At 59.9% G+C, this 22673-nt stretch carries 20 protein-coding genes; 12 read left to right on the top strand and 8 right to left on the bottom strand.

From position 1 onward, the window contains the following. Positions 1-45: 45 nt before the first annotated feature. Complete coding sequence (locus tag G5137_RS16240) at positions 46-552, bottom strand: CS1 type fimbrial major subunit (RefSeq protein ID WP_421205242.1); 507 nt, start codon at positions 550-552, stop codon at positions 46-48. 29 nt (positions 553-581) lie between these two features. After that, positions 582-1310, bottom strand: a complete 729-nt coding sequence (locus G5137_RS16235) for a hypothetical protein (protein ID WP_421205240.1) — start codon at positions 1308-1310, stop codon at positions 582-584. Positions 1311-1531: 221 nt separating this feature from the next. Between G5137_RS16235 and G5137_RS16230 the strand changes: the two genes are divergently transcribed. The 3 genes from G5137_RS16230 (at position 1532) to G5137_RS16220 (ending at position 4140) form a co-directional block, all read left to right on the top strand. Next, positions 1532-2269, top strand: a complete 738-nt coding sequence (locus G5137_RS16230; RefSeq protein ID WP_421205238.1) for an EAL domain-containing protein — start codon at positions 1532-1534, stop codon at positions 2267-2269. A 256-nt stretch (positions 2270-2525) separates the two neighbouring features. Beyond that, complete coding sequence (gene yegQ / locus G5137_RS16225; RefSeq protein WP_421205236.1) at positions 2526-3890, top strand: tRNA 5-hydroxyuridine modification protein YegQ; 1365 nt, start codon at positions 2526-2528, stop codon at positions 3888-3890. Position 3891: 1 nt separating this feature from the next. Then, complete coding sequence (locus G5137_RS16220; protein WP_005334896.1) at positions 3892-4140, top strand: YfhL family 4Fe-4S dicluster ferredoxin; 249 nt, start codon at positions 3892-3894, stop codon at positions 4138-4140. 168 nt (positions 4141-4308) lie between these two features. Here the strand turns inward: G5137_RS16220 and G5137_RS16215 are convergent, their stop codons facing one another. After that, complete coding sequence (locus G5137_RS16215; RefSeq protein WP_227342149.1) at positions 4309-4704, bottom strand: DUF1090 domain-containing protein; 396 nt, start codon at positions 4702-4704, stop codon at positions 4309-4311. A 158-nt stretch (positions 4705-4862) separates the two neighbouring features. Here G5137_RS16215 and G5137_RS16210 point away from each other — a divergent pair, with 158 nt between their 5' ends. Further along, positions 4863-5216: a DsrE/DsrF/TusD sulfur relay family protein gene (locus G5137_RS16210; protein WP_043822380.1), complete on the top strand. Its 354-nt coding sequence runs from the start codon at positions 4863-4865 to the stop codon at positions 5214-5216. A gap of 36 nt (positions 5217-5252) precedes the next feature. Here G5137_RS16210 and G5137_RS16205 read toward each other — a convergent pair whose 3' ends face one another. Together G5137_RS16205 and sohB are read right to left on the bottom strand one after the other, a co-directional pair. Beyond that, entirely contained in the window at positions 5253-6476 is a 1224-nt protein-coding gene (locus tag G5137_RS16205; protein WP_421255665.1) for an MFS transporter, read from the bottom strand. A gap of 200 nt (positions 6477-6676) precedes the next feature. Continuing rightward, entirely contained in the window at positions 6677-7684 is a 1008-nt protein-coding gene (sohB, locus tag G5137_RS16200) for a protease SohB (protein WP_421255664.1), read from the bottom strand. A 222-nt stretch (positions 7685-7906) separates the two neighbouring features. Here sohB and G5137_RS16195 point away from each other — a divergent pair, with 222 nt between their 5' ends. Both G5137_RS16195 and G5137_RS16190 read left to right on the top strand, forming a co-directional pair. Further along, positions 7907-8662, top strand: a complete 756-nt coding sequence (locus G5137_RS16195) for a YciK family oxidoreductase (RefSeq protein WP_040069067.1) — start codon at positions 7907-7909, stop codon at positions 8660-8662. A 132-nt stretch (positions 8663-8794) separates the two neighbouring features. Then, the gene (locus tag G5137_RS16190) at positions 8795-9709 is read left to right on the top strand and encodes a LysR family transcriptional regulator (RefSeq protein ID WP_216975527.1); all 915 of its coding nucleotides are present in this window, start codon (positions 8795-8797) and stop codon (positions 9707-9709) included. A 13-nt stretch (positions 9710-9722) separates the two neighbouring features. On the opposite strand, the gene G5137_RS16185 is transcribed toward G5137_RS16190, so the two are convergent. Next, positions 9723-10895 (bottom strand): MFS transporter, encoded by a 1173-nt coding sequence (locus tag G5137_RS16185; protein WP_421255663.1) that lies wholly within the window; start codon positions 10893-10895, stop codon positions 9723-9725. 182 nt (positions 10896-11077) lie between these two features. Between G5137_RS16185 and G5137_RS16180 the strand changes: the two genes are divergently transcribed. Both G5137_RS16180 and G5137_RS16175 read left to right on the top strand, forming a co-directional pair. Beyond that, positions 11078-12223 carry a MalY/PatB family protein gene (locus G5137_RS16180; RefSeq protein ID WP_421172064.1) on the top strand — a complete coding sequence of 382 codons (1146 nt, stop codon included), beginning with the start codon at positions 11078-11080 and terminating at the stop codon, positions 12221-12223. A gap of 81 nt (positions 12224-12304) precedes the next feature. Further along, the gene (locus G5137_RS16175; RefSeq protein WP_227342144.1) at positions 12305-13717 is read left to right on the top strand and encodes a TAXI family TRAP transporter solute-binding subunit; all 1413 of its coding nucleotides are present in this window, start codon (positions 12305-12307) and stop codon (positions 13715-13717) included. Between the two features lie 104 nt (positions 13718-13821). Here the strand turns inward: G5137_RS16175 and G5137_RS16170 are convergent, their stop codons facing one another. After that, positions 13822-14736 (bottom strand): LysR family transcriptional regulator, encoded by a 915-nt coding sequence (locus G5137_RS16170; protein ID WP_042658174.1) that lies wholly within the window; start codon positions 14734-14736, stop codon positions 13822-13824. Positions 14737-14906: 170 nt separating this feature from the next. On the opposite strand from G5137_RS16170, the gene G5137_RS16165 reads away from it, so the two are divergent. The 4 genes from G5137_RS16165 (at position 14907) to ygjK (ending at position 20384) form a co-directional block, all read left to right on the top strand. Next, a complete protein-coding gene (locus G5137_RS16165) occupies positions 14907-16163 on the top strand; it encodes an adenylosuccinate synthetase (protein ID WP_005334922.1) in 1257 nt (418 codons plus the stop codon). Positions 16164-16359: 196 nt separating this feature from the next. Beyond that, a complete protein-coding gene (locus G5137_RS16160) occupies positions 16360-16896 on the top strand; it encodes a YbhB/YbcL family Raf kinase inhibitor-like protein (protein WP_005353872.1) in 537 nt (178 codons plus the stop codon). An 11-nt stretch (positions 16897-16907) separates the two neighbouring features. After that, entirely contained in the window at positions 16908-17708 is an 801-nt protein-coding gene (locus G5137_RS16155; RefSeq protein WP_042054529.1) for a helix-turn-helix transcriptional regulator, read from the top strand. Between the two features lie 195 nt (positions 17709-17903). Further along, positions 17904-20384, top strand: a complete 2481-nt coding sequence (gene ygjK, locus G5137_RS16150) for an alpha-glucosidase (protein ID WP_421255662.1) — start codon at positions 17904-17906, stop codon at positions 20382-20384. Positions 20385-20581: 197 nt separating this feature from the next. On the opposite strand, the gene ligA is transcribed toward ygjK, so the two are convergent. Next, positions 20582-22594 (bottom strand): NAD-dependent DNA ligase LigA, encoded by a 2013-nt coding sequence (gene ligA, locus G5137_RS16145; protein WP_266134289.1) that lies wholly within the window; start codon positions 22592-22594, stop codon positions 20582-20584. Between the last annotated feature and the right edge of the window lie 79 nt (positions 22595-22673).

Below are 22673 nucleotides of genomic sequence, written 5' to 3'. Positions count from 1 at the left end.
CAGACAAAAAGGCTCCCTTGATGCAGGGAGCCTCCATCAATCGGTTTATACGCCGCCTTTGGGTGCTTCTCCTTTGGGAGCTTCCGACTCAAAAATCATGTTGACCACACCTTGGTAGTTACCTGGCTTATAACCCGCGACAGGAGCATCCGCCGGGATCACTTCCAACCCGAGCAACTTGCCGGTCTTGGCATCATCCGCCTTCATAACTTCCACGGATGTTGTCCCCAACGTGACCCCACCAATTTTTACGGTCAATGCGATGTTGTCATTACCGCTGGCCATCATGGCCGGATTGGTCAAATAACCGGTAATTGCTCCGATTGTGCTTTTTACATCCAACTGCTTGGTAAGCTTGTCCAACTTTTTGGTATATGGGTTGTAAGCCAGCTTCTGCGGTACGTTCATCCAGTTGTCACCGCCTGTCGGCTGTACATAGAAAGCCTCACTCGGGATCTGAGCCGTCACTGTAACCTGATGCTCAAGACGTTCAGCAGCAATCAAATTGGCTGACACCAGCATGGCCAAAGGGACTGCTATCCATACTTTCATTACTCTCTCCTTTTTGGGAATATGAAACATCAGTGACCAATCACGATGCTTCTGCTCTTATCACCCTCTATCAATGAAAACTGATAGAGGTGATTACTTTTTTTGACTAATTGTTTAGACATGTTTGGCAACAAATGAATCTTGCTTGGCGTTGAACAGTTTTTTCCCCGTGAATCACATTCTTCAAAAAAATCCAACACTATAGTGGTATTTCCTTTATTAATGACTGTTGTCGTGGAATCCTCTTTTATAAATTGGGTATCAAATAGACTTTCTTTAGGCATGACAAAGACAATTGTGCCAAAGCCAGTCAATATATTTACACCCGCTGAAACTGCCTGCTGACTCTCTGAATCTATATTGGCCCCCAAGTCAAATCCATCCTCCTGTTTTGGCAAAACAGGAATGAAGCGAATTCTGAAGTAACGTTCCTTGTCCCGCCCCCCCATATATAATAGTCGGGTAGCCTGCATGCCATTGGCCGGAATAATCATGCGAGAGGGGCTAGCAATCAGCGGCCGAGGCCCTTCGGTCAACTCAGCCAACTCTGATGGTTTTCCCATCTCATCGTAGATGATCTCGTGGATTGCCACCTTAATAAAGGCAGTGCTATCGCCCTGATTACGAACCCGTTTTAAATAGGTACTTTGCTGGCCATTCATATAGTCATACAAAGTTCCTATATTTATTTCAGCAGAAGCAAAAACATCTTTATTAAAGAACATCAAAATAATGAATGCAGAACATATTTTTTTCATGAGCCTTCCACTAATTTTTAATGCAGCATGATTCTTAACTCTTCGATTTCGAAAAGAAAAAGCATATAACTGTATCTAGTCTATTGAAGTTCACAAATTACGTTAATAAGAGAATTCCTATTTTGATTACAGGCGCACTCTTATTATCAGATGATTCCTACAGGTCATTCTGCTATCCCTGTTGTATTATGCGCCCCTATGTCTATCAACAGGTAAGCGCCATGTTTGCGTTCAAAGAAGAGTTTTCGGTCGGTGACGTGGCATCCCTGGCAACAGCGGATATTGCCATCCCCTTCTATCAGCCGATCGTTGACCGGAACAGCCAGATCATCGGCTTTGAAGCGCTGGCCAGACGCTGGGAACCCCGCCAGCAGCGCTATCAGGGGATCGACTTTCTCTCCCTCAGCGATGAGGAGTCCCTTCATCTGGACATCGTCATGCTCAGAGCGATTCTGCGCGACCTGCCGACGCTCGCGCAGAGCAGCACCAGTCTGCTCTCAATCAACCTCAACCCGACTCTGAACAGCCCCACCTACCAGAACCTGTTGTTGCTGGTACTGATCCAGGCGCGCAAGGTAGGGCTCGACATCTGGTTCGAGGTACTCGAGCACGCCCCGCTACAGCACAAGGAGCTGGCCCTGATTGAAGTGTTGCGCAGCCACGGCGCCCATATCGTCTGCGATGACTTTGGCACCCAGGAGTGCAACTTCCAACGGGTGCTGGCGCTGCCCTACGAGATCATCAAACTGGATCGCTCCCTGTTGCTGCAAGCGACCAAGAGTAGCCATGCACTGCGGATGCTCACCGGTCTGGTAGAGTACCTGCAGCGGCTCGGCACCAAGGTGGTGTGCGAGGGAGTTGAGACCCAGCAACACATCGAGGTAGCCAACCTGCTCGGCTGTGACTATCAGCAGGGTTATGCCCATGCCATGCCATCTCCCCTCTCCCGCTGGGCCTGAGCGGCTGTTTCATTTCGGCATCCTGTCGGCTCGCGCAGCCAACAATTTCCTGCCAAATTGCATGATGACGTGGGGGCGAGTACAATCTCGCACCCCGAATATCCGGCGCATCTTCTTTCGATAACCCCGGATATGCCGTCATCGGGTCGCGCTGCATTGAGCATCCTCTCGGAGGGCATCTTGCACCGCAACTCAACCACTACGACGCCATCAGGTGGCGTTGTCCTGATTTGCAATCAGACATAAAGAGTCCGACATGTTTAAACCAGAATTGCTCTCCCCCGCAGGTTCCCTCAAGAACATGCGTTACGCCTACGCCTATGGCGCCGATGCAGTCTATGCCGGCCAGCCCCGTTACAGTCTGCGGGTGCGTAACAACGAATTCGATCACGAGAACCTTCAGCTCGGCATCAACGAGGCTCATGCCCTCGGCAAGCAGTTCTATGTGGTGGCCAACATCCAGCCCCACAACTCCAAGCTCAAGACCTTTATCCGCGACATGCGTCCGGTGGTGGAGATGAAGCCAGATGCGCTGATCATGTCAGACCCCGGTCTCATCATGATGATGCGCGAAGCTTTCCCTGATATGCCCATTCACCTCTCGGTGCAGGCCAACGCGGTCAACTGGGCCACGGTGAAGTTCTGGCATCAGATGGGCTTGACTCGGGTCATCCTCTCCCGCGAACTGTCGCTGGACGAAATCGAGGAGATCCGCATGCAGGTGCCGGAGATGGAGCTGGAAGTGTTCGTTCACGGCGCTCTGTGCATGGCCTACTCCGGCCGCTGTCTGCTCTCCGGCTATATCAACAAGCGCGACCCCAACCAGGGCACCTGCACCAACTCCTGCCGCTGGGAGTACAAGGTTCACGAAGGTAAAGAAGATGACGTGGGCCAGATCGTCCACCGTCAGGAGCCCATCGCCGTGCAGAAAGTTGACCCGACGCTGGGCCTCGGCAAGCCGAGCGATGCACTGGTGCTGCTGGAGGAGTCCAACCGCCCGGGCGAGTACATGAGCGCGTTCGAGGACGAGCACGGCACCTACATCATGAACTCCAAGGATCTGCGCGCCGTCGAACATGTCGAGCGCCTGACCAAGATGGGCGTCCATTCGCTGAAAATCGAAGGGCGCACCAAGTCTTTCTATTACTGCGCCCGTACCGCCCAGGTCTATCGCAAGGCCATCGACGATGCGGTTGCAGGCCGTCCGTTCGACCGCAGCCTGATGGGCACCCTCGAAAATCTGGCCCACCGCGGCTATACCGAGGGCTTCCTGCGCCGTCACAACCACAGCGAATACCAGAACTACGACTACGGCTACTCCGTCTCCGACACCCAGCAGTTCGTCGGCGAGATCACCGGTCGCAACGGTGACATGGTCGAGGTCGAGGTAAAGAACAAGTTCCTGGTGGGCAACAGCCTGGAGCTGATGACCCCGCAGGGCAACCTCAGCTTCAATCTGGAGCTGATGCAGAACCGCAAGGGCGAGCTGATCGACACCGCACCGGGCAACGGCCACGTAGTCTATGTGCCGGTGCCGAAGGAAGTGGACGTGAACTACGGCATCCTGCTGCGCAACCTCGGTGAGCGTCAGGATACCCGTCAGCCCCACTCGGCCGCCTGAGATGGCACTGCTCATCACCGACAAGTGCATCAACTGTGACATGTGTGATCCCGAGTGTCCGAACCAGGCCATCAGCCTGGGTGAGGAGATTTACGAGATCGACCCCAGTCGCTGCACCGAGTGCGTCGGTCACTATGAGAAGCCGACCTGTATCAGTGTCTGCCCTATCGACTGCATCATCTGGGATCCCGCTCATGTGGAAACCGAAGATCAGCTGATGGAAAAGTTTGTGCGGATGCATCGGCAGTAACCTCGGTATCAGCATCAACAACTCACAGGCTGCATCCTCCGGGAGCCCGTCCATATGATGAAACCGCAGCGCTGCTGATGAAGAAGTTTGTACAGATGCACCGACAGTAAATGCAACAAGGCCGGGAAATCCCGGCCTTTTTTGATCCCGCCATCATCTCCATGATGGCTATTTTTTGTTTACCAACCGGTGCAATTCATCCAGTTCCCGCTGCGCCGTCAGCAAGTCGGTCTGTGCCTGCTCCAATTTGCTCTGCTTGTCGGCAATCTTGTCCGGCTTGCCACTGACTCTCGCCTCCTGCAGCTCGAGCAGGCGCTCGTCCACCTCGCCGCGCAGTTTGTTAACCCGCTCTTTCTGCTCCTTGAGCAGACCTTCATCAGTACAGTTGGCCTTGATATTGCGTGCTGCCTGTTCGAGCCCGGCAATCTGCCCGGCATTGTTGTGTGCTTTGGCAAACACCAGCTGGTCATTGACGGCCTGCAGACGAGCCTTGCAACCGACCGCCTCACTGCCAAAGGCCTGACCCGCCAACAGCAGCAAGCCGGCTCCCAATACTTTCCACATCTCGATTCATCCGGTCTTGTTTGCGAGCTGACCATAAAAACCTCGATCGGCAGCAGGGTCAAGCAAGCGGGAAAAAGGTGCGACAGAAGTTGTGCAACATCACGCAATTGGCAACCTGTTGGTTCTACAATGGCGCTCTTTTCAATCTGGAGTCTGTTATGAGTCAACAAATTGTGGTCATTGCCAACGGGGCCCCCTATGGCAGCGAATCCCTGTTCAACGCCCTGCGTCTCGCTATCGCCCTCAACGAACAGGGGGGTGCCAGCCTCAAGCTGTTCCTGATGTCCGATGCGGTGAGTGCAGCGCTGGCCGGTCAGGCACCGGCCGAGGGATACAACCTGCGCCAGATGCTGGAGATCCTGCTGGCGCAAGGCGTCACCATTCGCCTGTGCAAGACCTGCACCGATGCCCGTGGCATCACCGCCCTGCCGCTGATCGAGGGCATTGAGGTCGGCACCCTGCCGATGCTGGCCCAATGGACCCTGGCTGCCGACAAGGTGCTGACCTTCTGAACCATAAGGGGCTGGCCAGCGGCGAAGTCAGCCCCGTTAGCCTATCACCGACTCCTGCCGGGCACTTCGCCGACCATGATGTCGGGCGCCAGCTTCATAAAGCGCAAAAATCGCCACACAAAGCAGCGCCATCAGCACATAGAGCAACTGCCCGCTCCACTGCTCGAGGATCCAGCCTCCCAGCAGAGCGCCAGCAGCCCCTCCCAACCCGGCCAGTGCGCTGGCACCAAAGTAGCTCCCCTTGAGGTGGGTGGGAGCCATCTGGTCGATCAGCACGTTAAGCAGGGGGAAGAGGATGGTCTCGCCGATGCTGAGCAGCAGCACGGCGCCAAACCAGTGGCTGCGCACCATCGGGTCCCCCAGCGCGAAGAGCAGCTGGGCCGCCAGAAAGAGCGCCATACCGATATGAAGCCGTACCCGCACCGGCCAGCGTGACAACAACCGCAGCAGCGGAAACTGCAGCAGCACCACGGTCAGTGCATTGGTCGCCACCAGCAGGGCAACCAGCTCGGCCACCTGCGGCATACCGGCCCGGGTCAGGTACTGCACCAGCGGCGAGTGAAACTGGGAGTAGACCAGCACCATCAGGAGATTGGCCATCACCAGCAGCAGGAAGGCGCGATCCGCCAGCAACACCTTGATGGCATCCCGCAGTCCGGGGCCAGCAGCACCCAGCTTGCCTGTGCTGCCAGCACGGCGAAATCCCCAGCCAAAGGCCAGCGCCAGCAGCAGATAGCTCACCACCAGAAACAGGAAGGTCTCCTGCTGGGCGTTGATCCCGAGGGTCACCCCGAGCAGCGGCCCCAACGCGGCCCCCAGATTAAGCAGAAAATAGCGCAGGTGCAGTGCCAGCTCCCGCGCCTTGGCCGAGGCCAGACTGTCGGCCATCAGCGCCTTGCCGGGGGCATCGATGAGCCCCGACGAGAGGCCGCTGCCCATCACCCCGACCCCGAGCCAGAACACCGCATGGGAGAAACCGAGCAGACCGAAACAGATCATCGCCACCACACAACCGGCCAGCAGTATGCTGCGCCGCCCGAAGCGATCAGAGAGCCAGCCGCCGTAAAAACTGACCAGGGTGAAGAGGGCCATCGAGCCACCCAGCAACAGACCGATGAAGGTGGCCGAAAGGTCATACTCCCGATAGAGCAGAATGGAGAGGAAGGGCCACACCATGTAGTAGCTGGTGCGCACCATAAAGGTGCCCAGAATGACGATCCAGACCAGCGGGGTAAATTGCCTGAAGGTGCTCCATGACATCGCTTTGCTCCATGCCCCGCAGCTCTTACCACAAGATCCTGTCATAAACGGGGAAAGCATTCAGTTGTAACAGAGGGCCTCAATAGAAACAACCCTCGCTCACCGACAAGGTGCAACCGGATGCAAAAAGGCCAGCCGATGGGCATCGACTGGCCTTTTTATCGCGGGATTTCCCTCTGGCTATAGCCAGAGGGCCAGGCTTAGCGCCAGGGGCTCTGCTGCCACAGCCGCCCAAGTCCTGCCTCGAGCGCCTGCGCGCCCTGCTGCCCCAGCTTCTGGGTCAGGCTTTTTGGCTTGCGATAGCTGATGCCGATCACCTTGTGGTGGCTGGCCTGCGCCAGCAGATAGTCATCACTGGTGCAGAGGGTATCCACCAGCCCCAGCCCCTTGGCCTGACTCGCCAGCCAGTGCTCACCGGTCGTGACCTGATCGATATCGAGTTGCGGGCGGTGTTCGGCCACAAAGGCCTTGAATCGCTCGTGGATCGCCGCCAGCTCCTCGCGAAACTTCTCGCGCCCCAGATCGTCGTTCTCGCCGAACATGGTGATAGTGCGCTTGTACTGACCGGCAGTGTGCATCTCGAATTCGATATCGTGCTTTTTCAACAACTTGTTGAAGTTCGGCAGCTGGGCGATCACCCCGATGGAGCCGACGATGGCAAAGGGGGCTGCCAGGATCTTGTCTGCCACACAGGCCATCATGTAGCCACCACTCGCCGCCACCTTATCGATAGCCACGGTGAGCTTGATGTCACGATCGCGCAGCCGCTGCAGCTGGGAGGCGGCCAAGCCGTAGCCATGCACCACGCCGCCACCGGATTCGAGCCGCAGCAGCACCTCGTCGCCGGGCTGGGCGACGCCAATCACCGCGCTCACCTCCTCGCGCAGGGAGGCCACCTCTTTGGCATCCATGCTGCCGTTGAAATCGAGCACAAACAGGCGACTGCGCTCATCCCCCGCCTTGGCGCGCTTTTTCTGCTCCTCTTTCTGCTGCTTTTCCAGTACCTTGCGCTCGGTCTTGCTGGCGAGCGCGCTCTTGAGGGCAAATTGCCCTTGCTCCAGCTCGCTCGAGAGATCGGTCACCACCAGCTCACCCTTGCGCGCTTTCGGCTGGCGAGTGCTGACGATCATCAGGATGATGGCGCCGATGGCCAGCAGGAAGGTCACTGTCTTGGCCAGAAACAGGCCATATTCGGTCAGAAATGTCACGATGGACTCCAGAATGGATCGGTTTTCGTCACATTCTAGGGAGTTTGGTGAATGCGCGCAAAAAATCGCAGCCAGTGCCCGAAAAAACCAACCCGAGCATCACAACCTCTCTATTTTCTTCACATTTTTCTTGCCGCTGGCTGGTCAAACAGGCGCGCGGATCAGTACACTTGGCGCCGATTGCCATGCACTTATGGCCGGAATTTGTTAACAGGAGTTGTCATGCTCGATTATCAGGCACCCCGCGATCTGCTCAAGGATAAAGTAATTCTGGTCACCGGTGCCGGCGACGGGATCGGCCGCGAAGCCGCCCTCACCTACGCTGCCCACGGTGCCACCGTGATCCTGCTCGGCCGCACCAGCGCCAAACTCGAAGCCGTGTATGACCAGATTGAAGCGGCCGGTTATCCGCTGCCAGCCATCGTGCCGGTGGATCTGAAAGGGGCCACCGCCGCCCACTACCGCGGCATGGCCGAAACCTTCGCCCAGCAGTTTGGCCGCCTCGATGGCGTGCTATTCAATGCCGGTCTGCTCGGCACCCTCTCCCCGTTTGAACATATTCAGGAGAAGGAGTGGGACGAGGTGATGCAGGTCAACGTCAAATCGGAATTCCTGCTGACCCAGGCGCTGCTGCCGCTGCTGCGCCAGACCGCCAAGACGCAGGGCGATGCCTCCATCGTCTACACCTCCTCCAGCGTGGGACGCAAGGGGCGCGCCTACTGGGGCACCTATGCCATCTCCAAGTTCGCCATCGAGGGGATGATGGAAGTGCTGGCCGACGAGCTTGAGAACACCGGTGTGCGGGTCAATACCCTAAACCCGGGCGGTACCCGTACCAAGATGCGCGCCAGCGCCTTCCCGGCGGAAGATCCCATGAACCTCAAGACTCCGGCCGACCTGATGCCGCTCTACCTCTACCTGATGGGGTCGGACAGCCGCGGCAAAACCGGCCAGACCTTTGTGGCTCAGCCAAAATAAACAAGTTGCGTGGCCCAGCCCAAATAAATCAATAAAATACCCAGAGTGTTGTGCGGCAAGGGTTAAATTGAATAGGGGGCACAGGCTCCCTGTTCGAACCACTGACCATCCTATCTCCAATCAGGTTGAACTATGTTTCGTCCCAAGAGCACGTTTGAGCAATGGCGGATCTTTCAGGCGGTGGTCGACTGCGGCGGCTACGCCCAGGCGGCCGAGGCGCTGAACAAGAGCCAGTCCTCCCTCAATCATGCGGTTGCGAAGTTGCAGCAGAGTCTGGGGGTGCCCTTGCTGGAGGTGCGCGGCCGCAAGGCGGTGCTGACGCCGGCGGGCGAGATCTTCCTCAAGCGGGCCCGTCAGCTGAGCCAGCAGGTGGAGGAGCTGGAGAATCTGGCCAACAACCTGGAGCGGCAGTGGGAGCCGCAGATCAACCTCTATGTCTCGGCGCTGCAGCCAAGGGATCGCCTCTATCGGGCGCTGGCCAGCTTCTATCCCCGCAGCCGGGGTTGCCGGGTCAACCTGCACGAACGCATTCACTGCCACTTCAACGCCCTGCAACCGGGGGATCTGATGCTCTCCGAGCACCTGCCCGGCGATCGCACCGGCCTGCTGCTGGACGAGGTGTGCCTGCTGCCCCTCTGCGCCGCCAGCCATCCGCTGGCACAGGAGGAGGGGGCCATCCGCAGCGATGTGCTGACCGGCCACAACCAGATCAGCCTGCATCCCCCCATTCACCGCTCGGTGGACTGGAACGATGCGGATGACACCGGCTGGAAGGCGACCCACTACCACGAAGTGCTCGCCATGCTGCGCCTTGGCCTCGGCTATGCCTGGCTGCCGCGCCATCTGGTAGAGCGGGAGCTGGCGGAAGGGTCACTCATACAGCTGGATCTGGAGAGCGGCAACGAGCGCCACCTCTATACCTACCTGCTGACCCTCTCCCCCGAATCCCTCGGCCCTGCGACCGAGCTGCTGCTGCGCTGCCTGCGCAACGAATATCAGGGCGAGTCATCGCCGCTCCCGCACGCCCAGCCCCGGCACGACAAATAACAGCCAGCCCCCGTCAGACGTTGGGCACCCGCCAGCTGGCGGCCAGTGCCACCAGTGCCAATCCCAACGCCACCATAAAGACCCCGTGGAAACTCCACACCTCCGCCACCACACCGGCGATGGCCCCCGCCATGATGGAGCCGGTGCGGATGCTGTTAGCAAACAGGGTAGTCGCCACCCCGGCTCGCCCCGGCATCAGATCCTGAAAGTAAGACATGCCGATCCCCGCCACGATACCGATGAAGATGGCGTTGAACAGCTGCAAGGCGATCAGGGCGTATTGGTCGGTGAGGGTCACCAGACCTGTGTAAAAGGCCGCGCCAGCCAGCACCGCCAGCAACATCATGGGGCGCTTGCCAAAGCGAGCCGTGTAGTAACCCGCCAGCAGCATGAAGGGGATCTCCAGCGCCGCCGCCGTGCCCATCAGGATCCCGGCAAGCTTCTCATCCATCCCCAGTTCCCGGGTGATGTAGAGCGGCATATTAATGAGGTACATGCTGTTGCAGGTCCACATCAGGGTGGAGGCGATAAAGAGCGCCCGCACCGCCGGATCCCGCCAGCTGCTGACCCGCTCGCTCTCTTCAGCCTGCTTGGGCAGTGGCAGAGAGGGCAGCCAGCGCCACACCACCAGCGCACAGAGCAGGTAGGCCAGTGCCGAGGCCAGGTACATCAGCTCGAAACCGTAGCCGATGGCCAGCGCGAAGGCGATGGGCGGACCTATGACCCAGGCCAGCGAAAACTGGGCCCGCATCACCGAGCTGAACATGTCCGCCCGCCGGTTGCGGCTGTCAGAATACTCCCGCGCCAGCGCAAACAGCTGGGGACTGGCCGTGGCCGCCAGCGCCGCCAGCATCACCCCCAGACTCGCCAGCAGCCAATAGTTACGGTTCCAGGCAAACAGCAAGGAGAGCGCCACCCCGGCAAAACAGCAGCGCAAGATCAGTCGCTTGCGATCCCCCTTGTTGTCGGAGCGGTGGCCCAGCCACTGGCTGACCAAAATGCCCACCACCGCATTGATGGTATAGAAGAGCCCGACCAGAAAGGGGCGCACCTGCACCTCCTCGGCCAGAAACAGACTTAAGGTAGGCACCTGCAGTGCCACCGCGACGCCGGTCATAAAGGTCACGGCAAGAAATGAAAGAGAGACGGGGTCCGGGCGTTTGACCGCCGCTATCGACAAGCTCATAGGGTTACCACTGATTGGAAGGACGATACGGGCTAACGGGCGGCAGCCGTATGAAAATTCGGCGCCTATCTTATGTCACTATCAAGAGCGGGCTCAAGGATGGCATAAGCGGGCGTGCGCCTTGCGAGGGAGGCCGCGACCCCGTAGAGTGAAAGCCCATCCTGCCAGCACAAGGAGTTCGCATGTTTGATTTTGATCAGGAAGTAGACCGCAGTGGCACCATGAGCCTGAAATGGGACAAGTACAAGGGTCAGGATGTGCTGCCCATGTGGGTTGCCGATACCGACTTTGTCTCCCCCCCGTCCGTGATCGAGGCGTTGACCAAACGAGTTGTCCACGGCATTTTCGGCTATTCACGCCCCTCGCCGCGCCTGATCGAACTCATTATCGAACGGATGGCGACCCGCTATGGCTGGGCCATCGAGCCCGAATGGCTGGTGTTCCTGCCCGGCGTGGTGCCGGGGCTCAACCTTGCCTGCAAGGCGTGGAGCCAGCATGGCCGCGGTATCATCACCCCCAAGCCGGTCTATTACCCCTTCCTGCAGGCGCCGGGCTTCAATGATCGTCCCCTGCTTACCGTGCCGATGATTGAAGACGCCGGTCGCTGGGTGCTGGATCTGGCAGAGCTTGAGCGTCAGGCCCCCGCCGCAGATCTTCTGCTGCTCTGCAACCCCCACAACCCGGGCGGCACCATCTTCACCCGTGACGAGCTGCTGGCCATCGATGCCATCGCCGCGCGCCACAATCTGGTGATCTGCTCCGATGAAATCCACTGCGATCTGCTGCTGGATAAAAACGCCCGCCACATTCCCTACGGCGCCATCAGTGCGCAAGCGGCCGAACGCTGCGCGGTGATGATGGCCCCGAGCAAGACCTTCAATATCGCCGGTCTCTGCTGCTCCTTCGCCATTATCCCCAACGCCCGTCTGCGCTTCAGGCTGCAACAGGCGATGCGCGGCATCAGCGCCGACGTCAACCTGCTGGGCTTTGTCGCCGCCGAAGCGGCCTATGAGGGTGGCGAACAGTGGCTGACCGAGCAACTCGACTATCTGGCGGCCAATCTGGCCCTGATCCAGCAGGCGGTTGCCCGCTGGCCCGGCGTCAAGCTGGCCAACCATCAGGCGACGTATCTGGCCTGGATCGATGTGAGCGCCCTTGGCCTTGCCGATCCCATCGCCTTCTTCGAGCAGGCCGGGGTTGGTCTCTCCCCCGGCGCCCAGTTTGGCGACGGTCAGTTCGTGCGGCTCAACTTCGGCTGCACCAGAGCACGGCTGACCGACGCGCTGGCGCGGATTGAGCGGGCAATCCTCAACCACAACAAGCCCTGATCAGCCAGCAACGGGATGGGCAAGCCCCATCCCTTTTTCCCTGTGTCATCAGCCAGCGGTCAACTCAGTCAACGGTCAATTATGTCTCTACGGATCTTGCATCACCTTCTGCTCCCACTCTGTGCACTCTCTGCGCTGCTCCCCTTTGGCAGCCAGGCGCTGACTATCGGAACGGGCCCGCTCAATGGGGTCTACTACCCGACCGGTGGCGCCATCTGCCGGGTGCTCAATGCCGGCCATGCCCTGCATGGGGACAGCTGCACCGTGCAGAGCACCCGTGGCTCGATGGCCAACCTCAAGGCACTCGACAAGGGGGACGTACAGCTGGCGCTGGTGCAGTCCGATGTGTTGCACCACGCTCTGCACGGCACCGGCCCCTTCAGTGGGCAGGGGGCCAACAATGAGCTGCGCAGCCTGTTTCGCCTCTATCAGGAGTCGTTGGCCCTGCTGGCCGCCCCCAATAGCGGCATCACCACCCTGGCAGATATCGAAGGGAAGCGGGTCTATCCGGGCAACAAGGGCGCCGGTGAGCAGATCACCAGCCAGGCCCTGATGGCAGCCATGGGATGGCAACCCGGGCAGTTTGCTGCCTATCAGCTCAAATCGGACAGCGAACCGCTGGAAGGGCTGTGCGATGGCTCGCTGGATGCCGCTTTTGTGGTAGCCGGTCACCCCAGTCTGGCGGTCGGCGACCTGATCAGCCGCTGCAAGGTGCGCCTCATCCCCATCGAAGGGGAGCAGATCGACACGCTGCTCAAGCAGCACCCCTACTACCAGCGCAGCCGCATCGCCGCCAACCTCTATCCGGGGCAGACTACAGCTATCAACAACATCGGGATGAGTGCCGAACTGGTGGCGCTGGCCAGCCTGCCGGACCCCATCGTCCGAACCGTGCGCGATACCCTGCTGGCCCGGGTCAAACAGTTCAGTCGGCTGCATCCTGCCCTGAGCAAGGTGACCCCCGAGCAGTTGCAGGCGCAAACCGAGCTACCCCTCCATGCGGGGATGTCGGATCAACCGCCAGCCCCCTTGCCACTGACCCCCGAGAAGTTAACCGCGGAACAGCTGATGCCGGAGCCGTTAGCACCAGCGCCATCGGCCTCGGAGGCGGCGCCCACGACAGGGCCGGTGAGTGCCGCCGACGGGGCGACTGCGCCCTCTGACGCGACCGCCACCAGCAGTGCCGCAGTGGCAACAGAAGCAACAGAGGTTAATCCCTTGCCCGAAGAGGCGCTCGAGGTCACCCCCGAACTCACTGCTACGCCAACCACCGAGGGGGAAAGAGTGGCTCCCTCTGCCGCAGCGTCAACGGTTCCATCACCATCGGCTGCCGTTTCGACTCAGTTGCCACAGAGCGCCTCTGCGGCAACTTCGCAGCAAGAGCAGGCAACCCAGCCTGCCAGCAGCGCGGTTGCTGACGAAACTCCACCGCAGGATAAAACCGATATACTTCCCTCCCCTGCCACCAGTGCAGCCACACCGCCGCAGCACTGAGTGGTCAGCACCCACAAACGCATCAGGGCAGCCTCGGCTGCCCTGATTATTGATATGCGTTCGATAGTGGCGCAGTCGATTGGCCTGTTCACCTTGCCGTACAGCTATGGCTCTATCACCCGGGTCAGATAGGGGTTGGGCTTCTGGATCTCCTCCTCCACCCAATGCAGCAACTGCTTGATGGCCCGAGACAACACCTGATTCTGGCGTACCACGTAACCCAGACTGGTACCAGGAAAATCGCCGAGGCTGGTGACCGGCGCGGTGAGGTTGAGGCGCGGATGCAGGGAGAAGTCCGGCACGATGGCGACACCAAAGCCCGCCTCGGCCCAATCGAGCTGGGCATCGACGCTGCCCACCTCCATGATGCGACAGGGGGGCAAGGCCAGCAGCGGCAGGGACGGGTCGATCAGCGCCCGGGTACGGGTGTCGTGACCGAGCAGGATCAGGGTCGGCTCGTCGAGGGGGTCGCTCTCCCCCGCCACCGCCCGCGCCTGCCAACGGGCAAGGCCGTGCCCCAGCGCGCACCAGGTCACCTGTTGCAGCTCGGTATAGAAGAGCGGTTCGCTGCGCTTTTGCGCCATGACAAAACCCAGATCCGCCTTGCCCGCCTTGACCAGCTCGGCGGCCTGATCCGAAGTGGTGTTGAACAGGGTAAGGTCGATGCCGGGGAACTCTCGCTTGAAGCGCTGGAACGGCTGGATTAGCAACAGCCGCGAGATTATGTCGCTGGCGGCGATGGCCAGCGTCCCCTGACTCAGCTGGTTGAGGGCATTGAGGTCTGACTGGCAGAGCTGCAACTCGGCAATGGTGCGCTCGGCGCTTTGCAGCAGCCGCTCCCCCGCCTGCGTCAGGCGAAACGGGCTGCGCTCGATCAGCCGCACCCGGGTCGCCTGCTCCAGCCGCTTGATATGCAGGCTGACATTGGGCTGGGTCATGTGCAGCTCGGTGGCGGTCTGGCCAAAATGTTGCAATCGGGCCAGGGTGACAAAGGTTTGCAGCCAGTGAATATCCAGCATAAGAGTCCCTCAACCCGCGATGTGCGGGGCTTGCCAGGCAAAATCGGACGGTTTGCCGCTTAATTGGCCATAATTATATGGCTCTCTTATCGGAATTATAAAGATAATTAATTTTTCTAATCCGCATCAGGCTCCTAGGATGGACGCCTAACGTCTTAGGAGAAAGAGTCATGTCGTCTATCGTAGTCGTAGGTGCTAACTGGGGTGATGAAGGCAAAGGCCGCATCGTGGATTATCTGGCAGGTCAAGCTGGCGCCAGCATTCGCTTCCAGGGCGGCAACAACGCTGGCCACACCGTGGTCAACGACCTTGGCACCTTCAAGCTGCACCAGGTTCCGAGTGGCGTATTCAACCCGGATTGCCTGGTTGTCCTCGGCCCGGGCATGGTGATCAGCCCCGAGAAACTGACCGTCGAGCTCGACGAAGTCAAAGCCTCCGGCGTGACTCCGAAGCTGGCCATCTCTGACCGCGCAACCCTGTGCCTGCCGCTGCACGCACTGGAAGATACCCTGGAAGAGCAACGTCTGGGTGACGGCGCCTATGGTTCCACCCGTCAGGGCATCGCCCCTGCCTACGGCGATCGCGTCATGAAAAAAGCGATCCTGGTCGGCTGGCTGAAACAGCCGGACGTGCTGGTCGAGCGCATCCAGTTCATGCTGGACTGGAAACTGCCGCAGATGAAGGCTATCTACCCCTCCTTCGAATTCACCCAGACTGCCCAAGAGATGGCTGACTGGCTGCTGGAAGTCTCTGCACCCTGGATCGACGCCGTGTGCAACGTCAGCATGCCGCTCAAAGCGCTGCAGGCCGAAGGCAAGACCCTGCTGTTCGAAGCGCAGCTGGGCGCAGGCCGTGACCTGATCTACGGCGAATACCCCTGGGTGACCTCCTCCCACGTATCTGGCGCCTACGCCGGTATCGGTGGCGGTCTGCCTGGTCTGCGCCCGGAGCGCGTCATCGCTGTAGCCAAGGCATTCAGCTCCTCTGTCGGTACCGGCACCCTGCTGACCGCCATGGAGAACCAGGACGAGTTCCGCAAGATCACCAATGAGTTCGGTGCCACCACCGGCCGTCCCCGTGATGTCGGCTACTTCGACGCTGTTGCCACCAAGAACGGTGTCGAGCTGCAAGCCGCCACCGAAGTGGCTCTGACCAAGCTGGACTGCCTGACCGGCCTGCCGGATCTGAAGATCTGCGTGGCTTACGAAGGTGCCCACACCGAGAACCCGATTTGGCCGCAAACCGCAGCCCTGAAGCCAGTTTACGAGCAGATGGAAAGCTGGAGCGAAGATATCACCGGCTGCCGCACCTTCGAAGAGCTGCCCAAAGCGGCCCAGCAGTACGTGCTGCGTATCGAAGAGCTGCTCGGCGTACCGGTTCCGATGGTTTCCGTCGGCCCGGGCCGTGACGAGATGATCCTGCGCTAAGCCGCACCTCTCATCGTCAAACAAAAAACCGGCATCCCTGATGCCGGTTTTTTTATGGCAGCCGTTTACCTTCTTGCCATAAAATCACCCAAAAGCTCAATTAACTCACCAATCGACCTCACATTGAGCCGTTCTGCAATATTATTTTGCCCTGCTCTCGCTAAAGTGAACCCGTTACCACACGAGGAGTCACCCGATGAAATTGCTCAAACAGAGTGCCCTGTTGCCACTGCTCTGCCTGACGGCCATGCCAGCCTTTGCCATGACCCTGAAGAGCACGGATATTCACGAAGGCCAGTTGATGGACAAACAGTTCAGCTTCAACGGCTTTGGCTGCAGCGGCGACAACCACTCGCCCCAACTTAGCTGGCAGGATCTGCCGGCAGGCACCAAGAGTGTTGCCATCACCGCCTATGACCCCGATGCCCCTACCGGCAGCGGTTGGTGGCACTGGCTGGTGGTTAACCTGCCTGCCACCCAGAGCGAACTGGCCAGCAATGCCTCCGGCAAGCTCAAGCAGGGATTGGAGATCCGCACCGACTTTGGCAGCCAGGGTTACGGCGGCCCCTGCCCGCCCGCTGGTCACGGCATGCACCGTTATCAGTTCACCGCCTGGGCCCTGCCTCATGATCTCGAGGTAAAGGCTGATACCCCGCCGGCTATGGTAGGCTACATGCTCAACAGCATGGCGCTCGGCAAAGCCACCCTGACCGCCACCTTTGTCACTCCCTAGGAGCCAACCGGATGAGCACTCCCCTGCTGCAACAGAGCCACTATCTCGGGATCCGCCAGCAGCCCCTGCACCGGGTGCTCATCTATGCCCCGACCCTTATCTGGGTCACCCAGGGGAGCAAGCAACTGTGGTGGCGCGAGCGGCGTCTGTCGTTTGACAGGGAGCGGTGGCTGCTGATCCCGGCAGGCCACCAGCTCACCTTCGTCAATCAGCCGGAGCAGGGCAAGTTTCGCTCCCACGCCATCACGCTGCTCACTCCGCCGCCACCAGAATGGCTGGCAGAGTCAGCCCCTTCCCACGCCGATCTGGAGGAACCCGCCGTCAAGGTCACCCCCGGGCTCGCCTTCTGCTTCGAGCTCATCAGCACCATGGCCGAACGGGGACTGAGCGAGGCGACCCAGGCCGAACTGCTGCGCGGTTTCTATGCCGAGCTGCGGGCCGCCAACGCCCTTGGGTTACTCTTTCCCGCCAGCACCATGACCCTCGCAGAACGGTTGGCACGCTACCTGGCGGTGGAACCCGGCATCGATCACACCCTGGAGGCGGTGGCCCCCCACTTCTCCATGAGCCGCGCCTCCATGGTGCGCAAGCTGGCCGCCGAAGGTCGCAGCTTTCGCCAGTTGCTGGCTCAGGTACGCATGAGCCACGCCCTCAACCTGTTGCAACAGGGCCTGACCCCGCTGGAGGTCGCCCTCGCCTGCGGTTATGACTCCCCCAGTCGCTTTGCCGCCCGCTTCAAACAGGAGTTCGGCCTGACGCCCCACCAATACCTGCACACCTGCCCTGCCAGATTGGCGAGCAACGAAAAGTAAAATATTACTTAAACACCATTCTATGTAACCTGATGTAACCCGGTGATCCCGCTCACATTGCCGCCTCTTCAGAGTGTGATCTCGCGCCAGCGCTCCCTTTCCCCTTGCCATACAATGGCTACCGAACACCTTTTCACTAAAAATAAGCGTAAAAAATCTTCCTTTTAACCTACATAAACGGAATTGGAGCGAGAAATGTTTCGTAAAACTTTACTCTCGATAGCCCTAGGCACCGCCCTGTTCGGACTGACCGCCTGCAACGATAACCAGACAGAGAGCAGCACAGTCGCCAAACCGGAGCAGGCCATCCAGTACAAGGACGTGATCGACCGTCGGGGAACTCCGACCCAATTCCGCGACTTTGACAGCTACTCCAACCTCAAATACAACCCGCTGCTCGATCTGGGGGCATGGCACGGTTTCCTGCTGCCTGCCAGCGACAAGGAGTGGGGGGGCTTTACCGGCCCCATGGTCATCTCCGAGGAGTACAGCCTCTTCTTTGCCAGCGAGCTGGACAAGCTTACCCTCAGCGATGCGAGCGGCCGCCCGTTCCCGCTCACCAGCGCCCGCAAGCAGGAGGTGTACGCCATTCCCGGAGCGCTGGTGCAACGCTTCGAGTTCGAGCCCTTTACGCTGGAGCTGGAGCTGCGTTATGGCGATGCCCGCACCGCTCTTATCCGCACCCGACTCATCAACCAGACCGATGCACCGCTCACCCTCAACCTCAACTGGCAGGGCGAGTTGCTCAATCAATGGGATGCCAAGGATACGATTGCCAGCAAATATCCAGGCTGGACACGCACCATCAGCGAGAGCGACAAAGGAATCGAATTCCAGTTCGGTAAACTGCGCAGCACCTGGAACATCATGCAGAGCGGCAGCGCCCGCTATCGAATCGACCGCACCCTGCCAAGTCGCACCACCCTCGACCAGAAGACACTGGGCTACCAAAGCGACGCCAGCATTACCCTGGCCGCCAAGGGGAGCGAGGATATCTACACCCTGCAGAGCTATCTCCACTCCGCAGATGACGCCAGCCGCTATCAGCAGAGCCGTCAGGCCCTGCTGGCCAACCCGGCCAGCTATTTTGCCGACTCCATCCGCCGCTGGGAGGGCTACCTTGCCAAGGGTCTCTCCAATCAGGGGATCCCCGAGTCGGAGCGTCGCATCGCCGTCAAGGCGATGGAGACCCTCAATGGCAACTGGCGCTCCCCAGCTGGCGCCATCCTCCACGACGGGGTAACCCCCTCCAATACCGCCCGCTGGTTCGACGGCGTCTGGGCTTGGGACAGCTGGAAGCACGCCTATGCCATGGCACACTTCAACCCTGAGGTGGCCAAGAACAACGTGCGCGCCATGTATGACTATCAGGTACAGCCGGATGATCCGGTGCGACCACAGGATGCGGGCATGGTGATCGACGCCATCTTCTACAACAAGCAGGCGGATCGCGGTGGCGATGGCGGCAACTGGAACGAGCGCGACACCAAGCCGCCCCTCTCCGCCTGGGCCATCTGGGAAATCTACAGCGCCACCAAGGACAAGGCCTTTATCGCCGAGATGTATCCCAAGCTGCAGGCCTACCACGACTGGTGGTACCGCGCGCGGGACAACAACCGCAACGGCATCATCGAATATGGCGCCACCAAGCATGTGGAGCACAATGACGAGTACGGCAATATCACCTTCAAGGTGCAGTACTCCAACGGTATTCCCGCCGGGCTGGATCTCTCCAGCTGTACCAGTGAGGGGGATAGCTGGTATGCCTGCGCCGGTATGCCGCTCTATCAACAGGTGTTGAACGTGGGCGGTTACAGCGACATGGATATCGGTGCCCAGCACGGCGCCGGTTGGGAGTCCGGCATGGACAACGCCGCCCGCTTCGGCTTTATCGAACCGGGCCAGCTGCAACGTTATGCCGACAAGACCTATGGCGGAGATTTGGCCAAGGCACGTCAGGACTGGAACGTCGCCTTCTTTGAAAACCATCAGGACAATGGCGATTTGATCGGCTTCTCCATCGATCAGGAGTCGGTGGAGCTCAACGCCTTCCTCGCCAAAGAGAAACGCATTCTGGCAGACATGGCCGACCTGCTTGGCAAGCCGGACGACGCGAGCCGCTACCGCGATGGCGCGACCCAGCTGGCTGGTTACATCAACAGCTGCATGTTCGATGAGGCGTCAGGCTTCTATTACGATCGCCAGATTGGTCAGGGGGATGTTGCTGACGGCAACGGCTGCGTCGGCAAATTGCTGACTGCCCGCGGCCGTGGCCCGGAAGGGTGGAGCCCGCTCTGGGCAGAGGTCGCCGACAAGGAGAAAGCGGCGCGGGTGCGCGAGGTCATGCTCAACGCTCAGGAGTTCAACACAAAGATTCCGCTGGGCACAGCCGCGCTGACCAACCCGGCCTACGATCCCAATATCTACTGGCGCGGCCGGGTATGGCTCGATCAGTTCTACTTCGGGGTGAAGGGGCTGGAGAACTACGGCTACCGCAGCGATGCCGAAGCACTGGTCAACAAGCTGTTCAACAATGCCGAAGGACTGGCGGGCAGCGGCCCCATCCGCGAAAACTACAATCCGGAGACCGGCGCCATGCAGGGGGCCAGCAACTTCAGCTGGAGCTCGGCCCACCTCTACATGCTCTATCGCAACTTCCTCAAGCCACAGGAATAAGCCTCGAGAGAGGATGCGCCCTTCGGCTTGATGCATCAGGTGGCCTTGTAGAGTGTTGCCATACTGATTGAGCAAACTGAGCACTCGGGAAATATTGCTCAGGCGCTTGCTGCACCCCCGCAAAAAATGGTGATAGCGGGGGAATAAAAAACAACCCGGCACGAATACCGGGTTGTTTTTTTATCAGAGAGACGAACTCAGCTCTGGCCTTGCAGCGCCTGCTGCAACTCCTCTTCGCTCCAGATGGTAATGCCAAGCTCCTGTGCCTTGGCCAGCTTGGAACCGGCCGCTTCCCCCGCGACCAGCACATCGGTCTTGGCAGATACAGAGCCCGCCACCTTGGCCCCCAGCGCCTGCAATGCCGCCTTGGCGTCGTTGCGCGACAAGGTGGTCAGGGTGCCGGTCAGCACGAAGGTCTTGCCGGCAAAGGGTTGCTCCGCGGCCTCTTTCTTCTCGATGGCCGGCCAGTGGATGCCGGCAGCCAGCAAGGCTTCCAGCACCTCCACGTTGTGGGGCTGACGCAGGAAGTAGTAGACATGCTTGGCCACCACATCACCCACGTCAGCCACTTCGAGCAGTTGCTCCACCGAGGCCGCGCGCAGGGCATCCAGGGTGAGGAAGTGGTTGGCAAGGTTGAGCGCAGTCGCCTCCCCCACTTCACGGATCCCCAGGGCAAACAGGAAGCGCGGCAGGGTGGTACTGCGCGCAGCATCGATAGCAGCCACCAGATTGAGGGCCGATTTTTGCCCCATCCGCTCAAGACCGGCCAGCTGGATGGCATTGAGGCTGAAGAGATCGGCGGGGGTCTTCACCAGCCCCTTGTCCACCAGCTGCTCGACAATCTTGTCGCCAAGGCCGTCCACATCCATGGCGCGACGGGCGGCGAAGTGCTTGATCGCCTCCTTGCGCTGCGCCTCGCAGAACAGGCCACCGGAGCAGCGGGCAACCGCTTCCCCTTCCAGCCGCTCCACTGCCGAACCACACACCGGGCACTCGGTCGGGAAGAGAATTTCACGCGCATCAACAGGGCGCTGTGCCTCCACCACGGCCACGATCTGCGGGATCACGTCCCCTGCCCGGCGCACGATCACGGTATCGCCGACCATCACGCCAAGGCGCTCGATCTCGTCGGCGTTGTGCAAAGTGGCATTGGAGACGGTGACGCCGCCAACAAACACAGGTTTGAGCTTGGCCACCGGCGTCACGGCGCCGGTGCGGCCGACCTGAAACTCGACGTTCTCAAGCTCTGTCATCTCCTCCTGCGCCGGGAACTTGTGGGCGGTCGCCCAGCGCGGGGCGCGGGCCACAAAGCCCAGCTCCTCTTGCAGAGCGATAGCATCCACCTTGTAGACCACGCCGTCGATCTCGTAAGGGAGCTCGCCACGGCGGGCCAGAATGTCGTCGTGGAACGCCTGACAACCGGCTGCCCCCTCTTTGAGCTTCACCTCGGGACTGAGCGGCAGCCCCCACTCCTTGAGCTGGGTGAGACGGCCAAAGTGGGAGTCGCCCAGTTGCTCGCCGCCAACACCGACACCGTAAGCGTAAAAGCTCAGGGGACGGCTGGCGGTGATACGTGAATCGAGCTGACGCAGGCTGCCGGCGGCGGCGTTGCGCGGGTTGACGAACACCTTCTCGCCTGCGGCCAGCGCCTTGGCGTTCATCGCCTCGAAACCGGCCTTGGGCATAAAGACTTCGCCACGCACTTCCAGCCGCTCTGGCCAGCCAGTGCCACGCAGCGCGAGCGGAATGGCCTTGATGGTGCGCACGTTCTCGGTGATCTCCTCACCGGTGGCGCCATCACCCCGGGTGGCCGCCTGCACCAGCTGACCATTTACATAGAGCAGGCTCACCGCCAGACCATCGAGCTTGGGCTCGCAGCAGAAGGTGAAACGCACGTCACGCTTGAGGCGATCGCTCATCCGTTGTTCGAACGCCAGCAACTCTTCGCTGCTAAAGACGTTATCCAGACTCAGCATGGGGATCTCGTGGCGCACCTGTTTGAAGGCGGTCAGCGGCTGACCGCCGACCCGCACACTCGGCGAAGCCGGGGTTTTCAGCTCGGGGTGGTCAGCCTCCAGAGCGATCAATTCGCGCATCAGACGGTCGTATTCGGCATCCGGCACTGTGGGGTTATCCAGCACATAGTACTGGTGACCATATTCGGTAAGCAGTTCACACAATTGACGGTGGCGGGAGAGGGTGTCGCTCATGAAAAAGTCTCGAAGTGTGATTGAACATACGGCCGGGGTAGAAACAAAAATGCGGTACCAGGGTACCGCACTTTTTCTT

Origin of the sequence: Aeromonas sp. 600282 (genome assembly GCF_049175755.1) — a bacterium.
GTDB classification, from domain to species: domain Bacteria; phylum Pseudomonadota; class Gammaproteobacteria; order Enterobacterales; family Aeromonadaceae; genus Aeromonas; species Aeromonas veronii_A.
Note: the sequence above shows the minus strand (reverse complement) of the source record. Positions and strands in the feature narration are given on the sequence as shown.

What these genes read in the sequence shown, in the direction of transcription:
- yegQ (WP_421205236.1), top strand. Translation starts at nt 2,526, where the DNA reads ATGTTTAAACCAGAATTGCTCTCCCCCGCAGGTTCCCTCAAGAACATG.
- G5137_RS16155 (WP_042054529.1), top strand. Translation starts at nt 16,908, where the DNA reads ATGAGCACTCCCCTGCTGCAACAGAGCCACTATCTCGGGATCCGCCAG.
- G5137_RS16160 (WP_005353872.1), top strand. Translation starts at nt 16,360, where the DNA reads ATGAAATTGCTCAAACAGAGTGCCCTGTTGCCACTGCTCTGCCTGACG.
- G5137_RS16235 (WP_421205240.1), bottom strand. Translation starts at nt 1,310, where the DNA reads ATGAAAAAAATATGTTCTGCATTCATTATTTTGATGTTCTTTAATAAA.
- G5137_RS16170 (WP_042658174.1), bottom strand. Translation starts at nt 14,736, where the DNA reads ATGCTGGATATTCACTGGCTGCAAACCTTTGTCACCCTGGCCCGATTG.
- G5137_RS16210 (WP_043822380.1), top strand. Translation starts at nt 4,863, where the DNA reads ATGAGTCAACAAATTGTGGTCATTGCCAACGGGGCCCCCTATGGCAGC.
- G5137_RS16190 (WP_216975527.1), top strand. Translation starts at nt 8,795, where the DNA reads ATGTTTCGTCCCAAGAGCACGTTTGAGCAATGGCGGATCTTTCAGGCG.
- G5137_RS16220 (WP_005334896.1), top strand. Translation starts at nt 3,892, where the DNA reads ATGGCACTGCTCATCACCGACAAGTGCATCAACTGTGACATGTGTGAT.
- G5137_RS16165 (WP_005334922.1), top strand. Translation starts at nt 14,907, where the DNA reads ATGTCGTCTATCGTAGTCGTAGGTGCTAACTGGGGTGATGAAGGCAAA.
- G5137_RS16180 (WP_421172064.1), top strand. Translation starts at nt 11,078, where the DNA reads ATGTTTGATTTTGATCAGGAAGTAGACCGCAGTGGCACCATGAGCCTG.
- ligA (WP_266134289.1), bottom strand. Translation starts at nt 22,594, where the DNA reads ATGAGCGACACCCTCTCCCGCCACCGTCAATTGTGTGAACTGCTTACC.
- G5137_RS16205 (WP_421255665.1), bottom strand. Translation starts at nt 6,476, where the DNA reads ATGTCATGGAGCACCTTCAGGCAATTTACCCCGCTGGTCTGGATCGTC.
- G5137_RS16185 (WP_421255663.1), bottom strand. Translation starts at nt 10,895, where the DNA reads ATGAGCTTGTCGATAGCGGCGGTCAAACGCCCGGACCCCGTCTCTCTT.
- ygjK (WP_421255662.1), top strand. Translation starts at nt 17,904, where the DNA reads ATGTTTCGTAAAACTTTACTCTCGATAGCCCTAGGCACCGCCCTGTTC.
- G5137_RS16215 (WP_227342149.1), bottom strand. Translation starts at nt 4,704, where the DNA reads ATGTGGAAAGTATTGGGAGCCGGCTTGCTGCTGTTGGCGGGTCAGGCC.
- G5137_RS16230 (WP_421205238.1), top strand. Translation starts at nt 1,532, where the DNA reads ATGTTTGCGTTCAAAGAAGAGTTTTCGGTCGGTGACGTGGCATCCCTG.
- G5137_RS16240 (WP_421205242.1), bottom strand. Translation starts at nt 552, where the DNA reads ATGAAAGTATGGATAGCAGTCCCTTTGGCCATGCTGGTGTCAGCCAAT.
- G5137_RS16175 (WP_227342144.1), top strand. Translation starts at nt 12,305, where the DNA reads ATGTCTCTACGGATCTTGCATCACCTTCTGCTCCCACTCTGTGCACTC.
- G5137_RS16195 (WP_040069067.1), top strand. Translation starts at nt 7,907, where the DNA reads ATGCTCGATTATCAGGCACCCCGCGATCTGCTCAAGGATAAAGTAATT.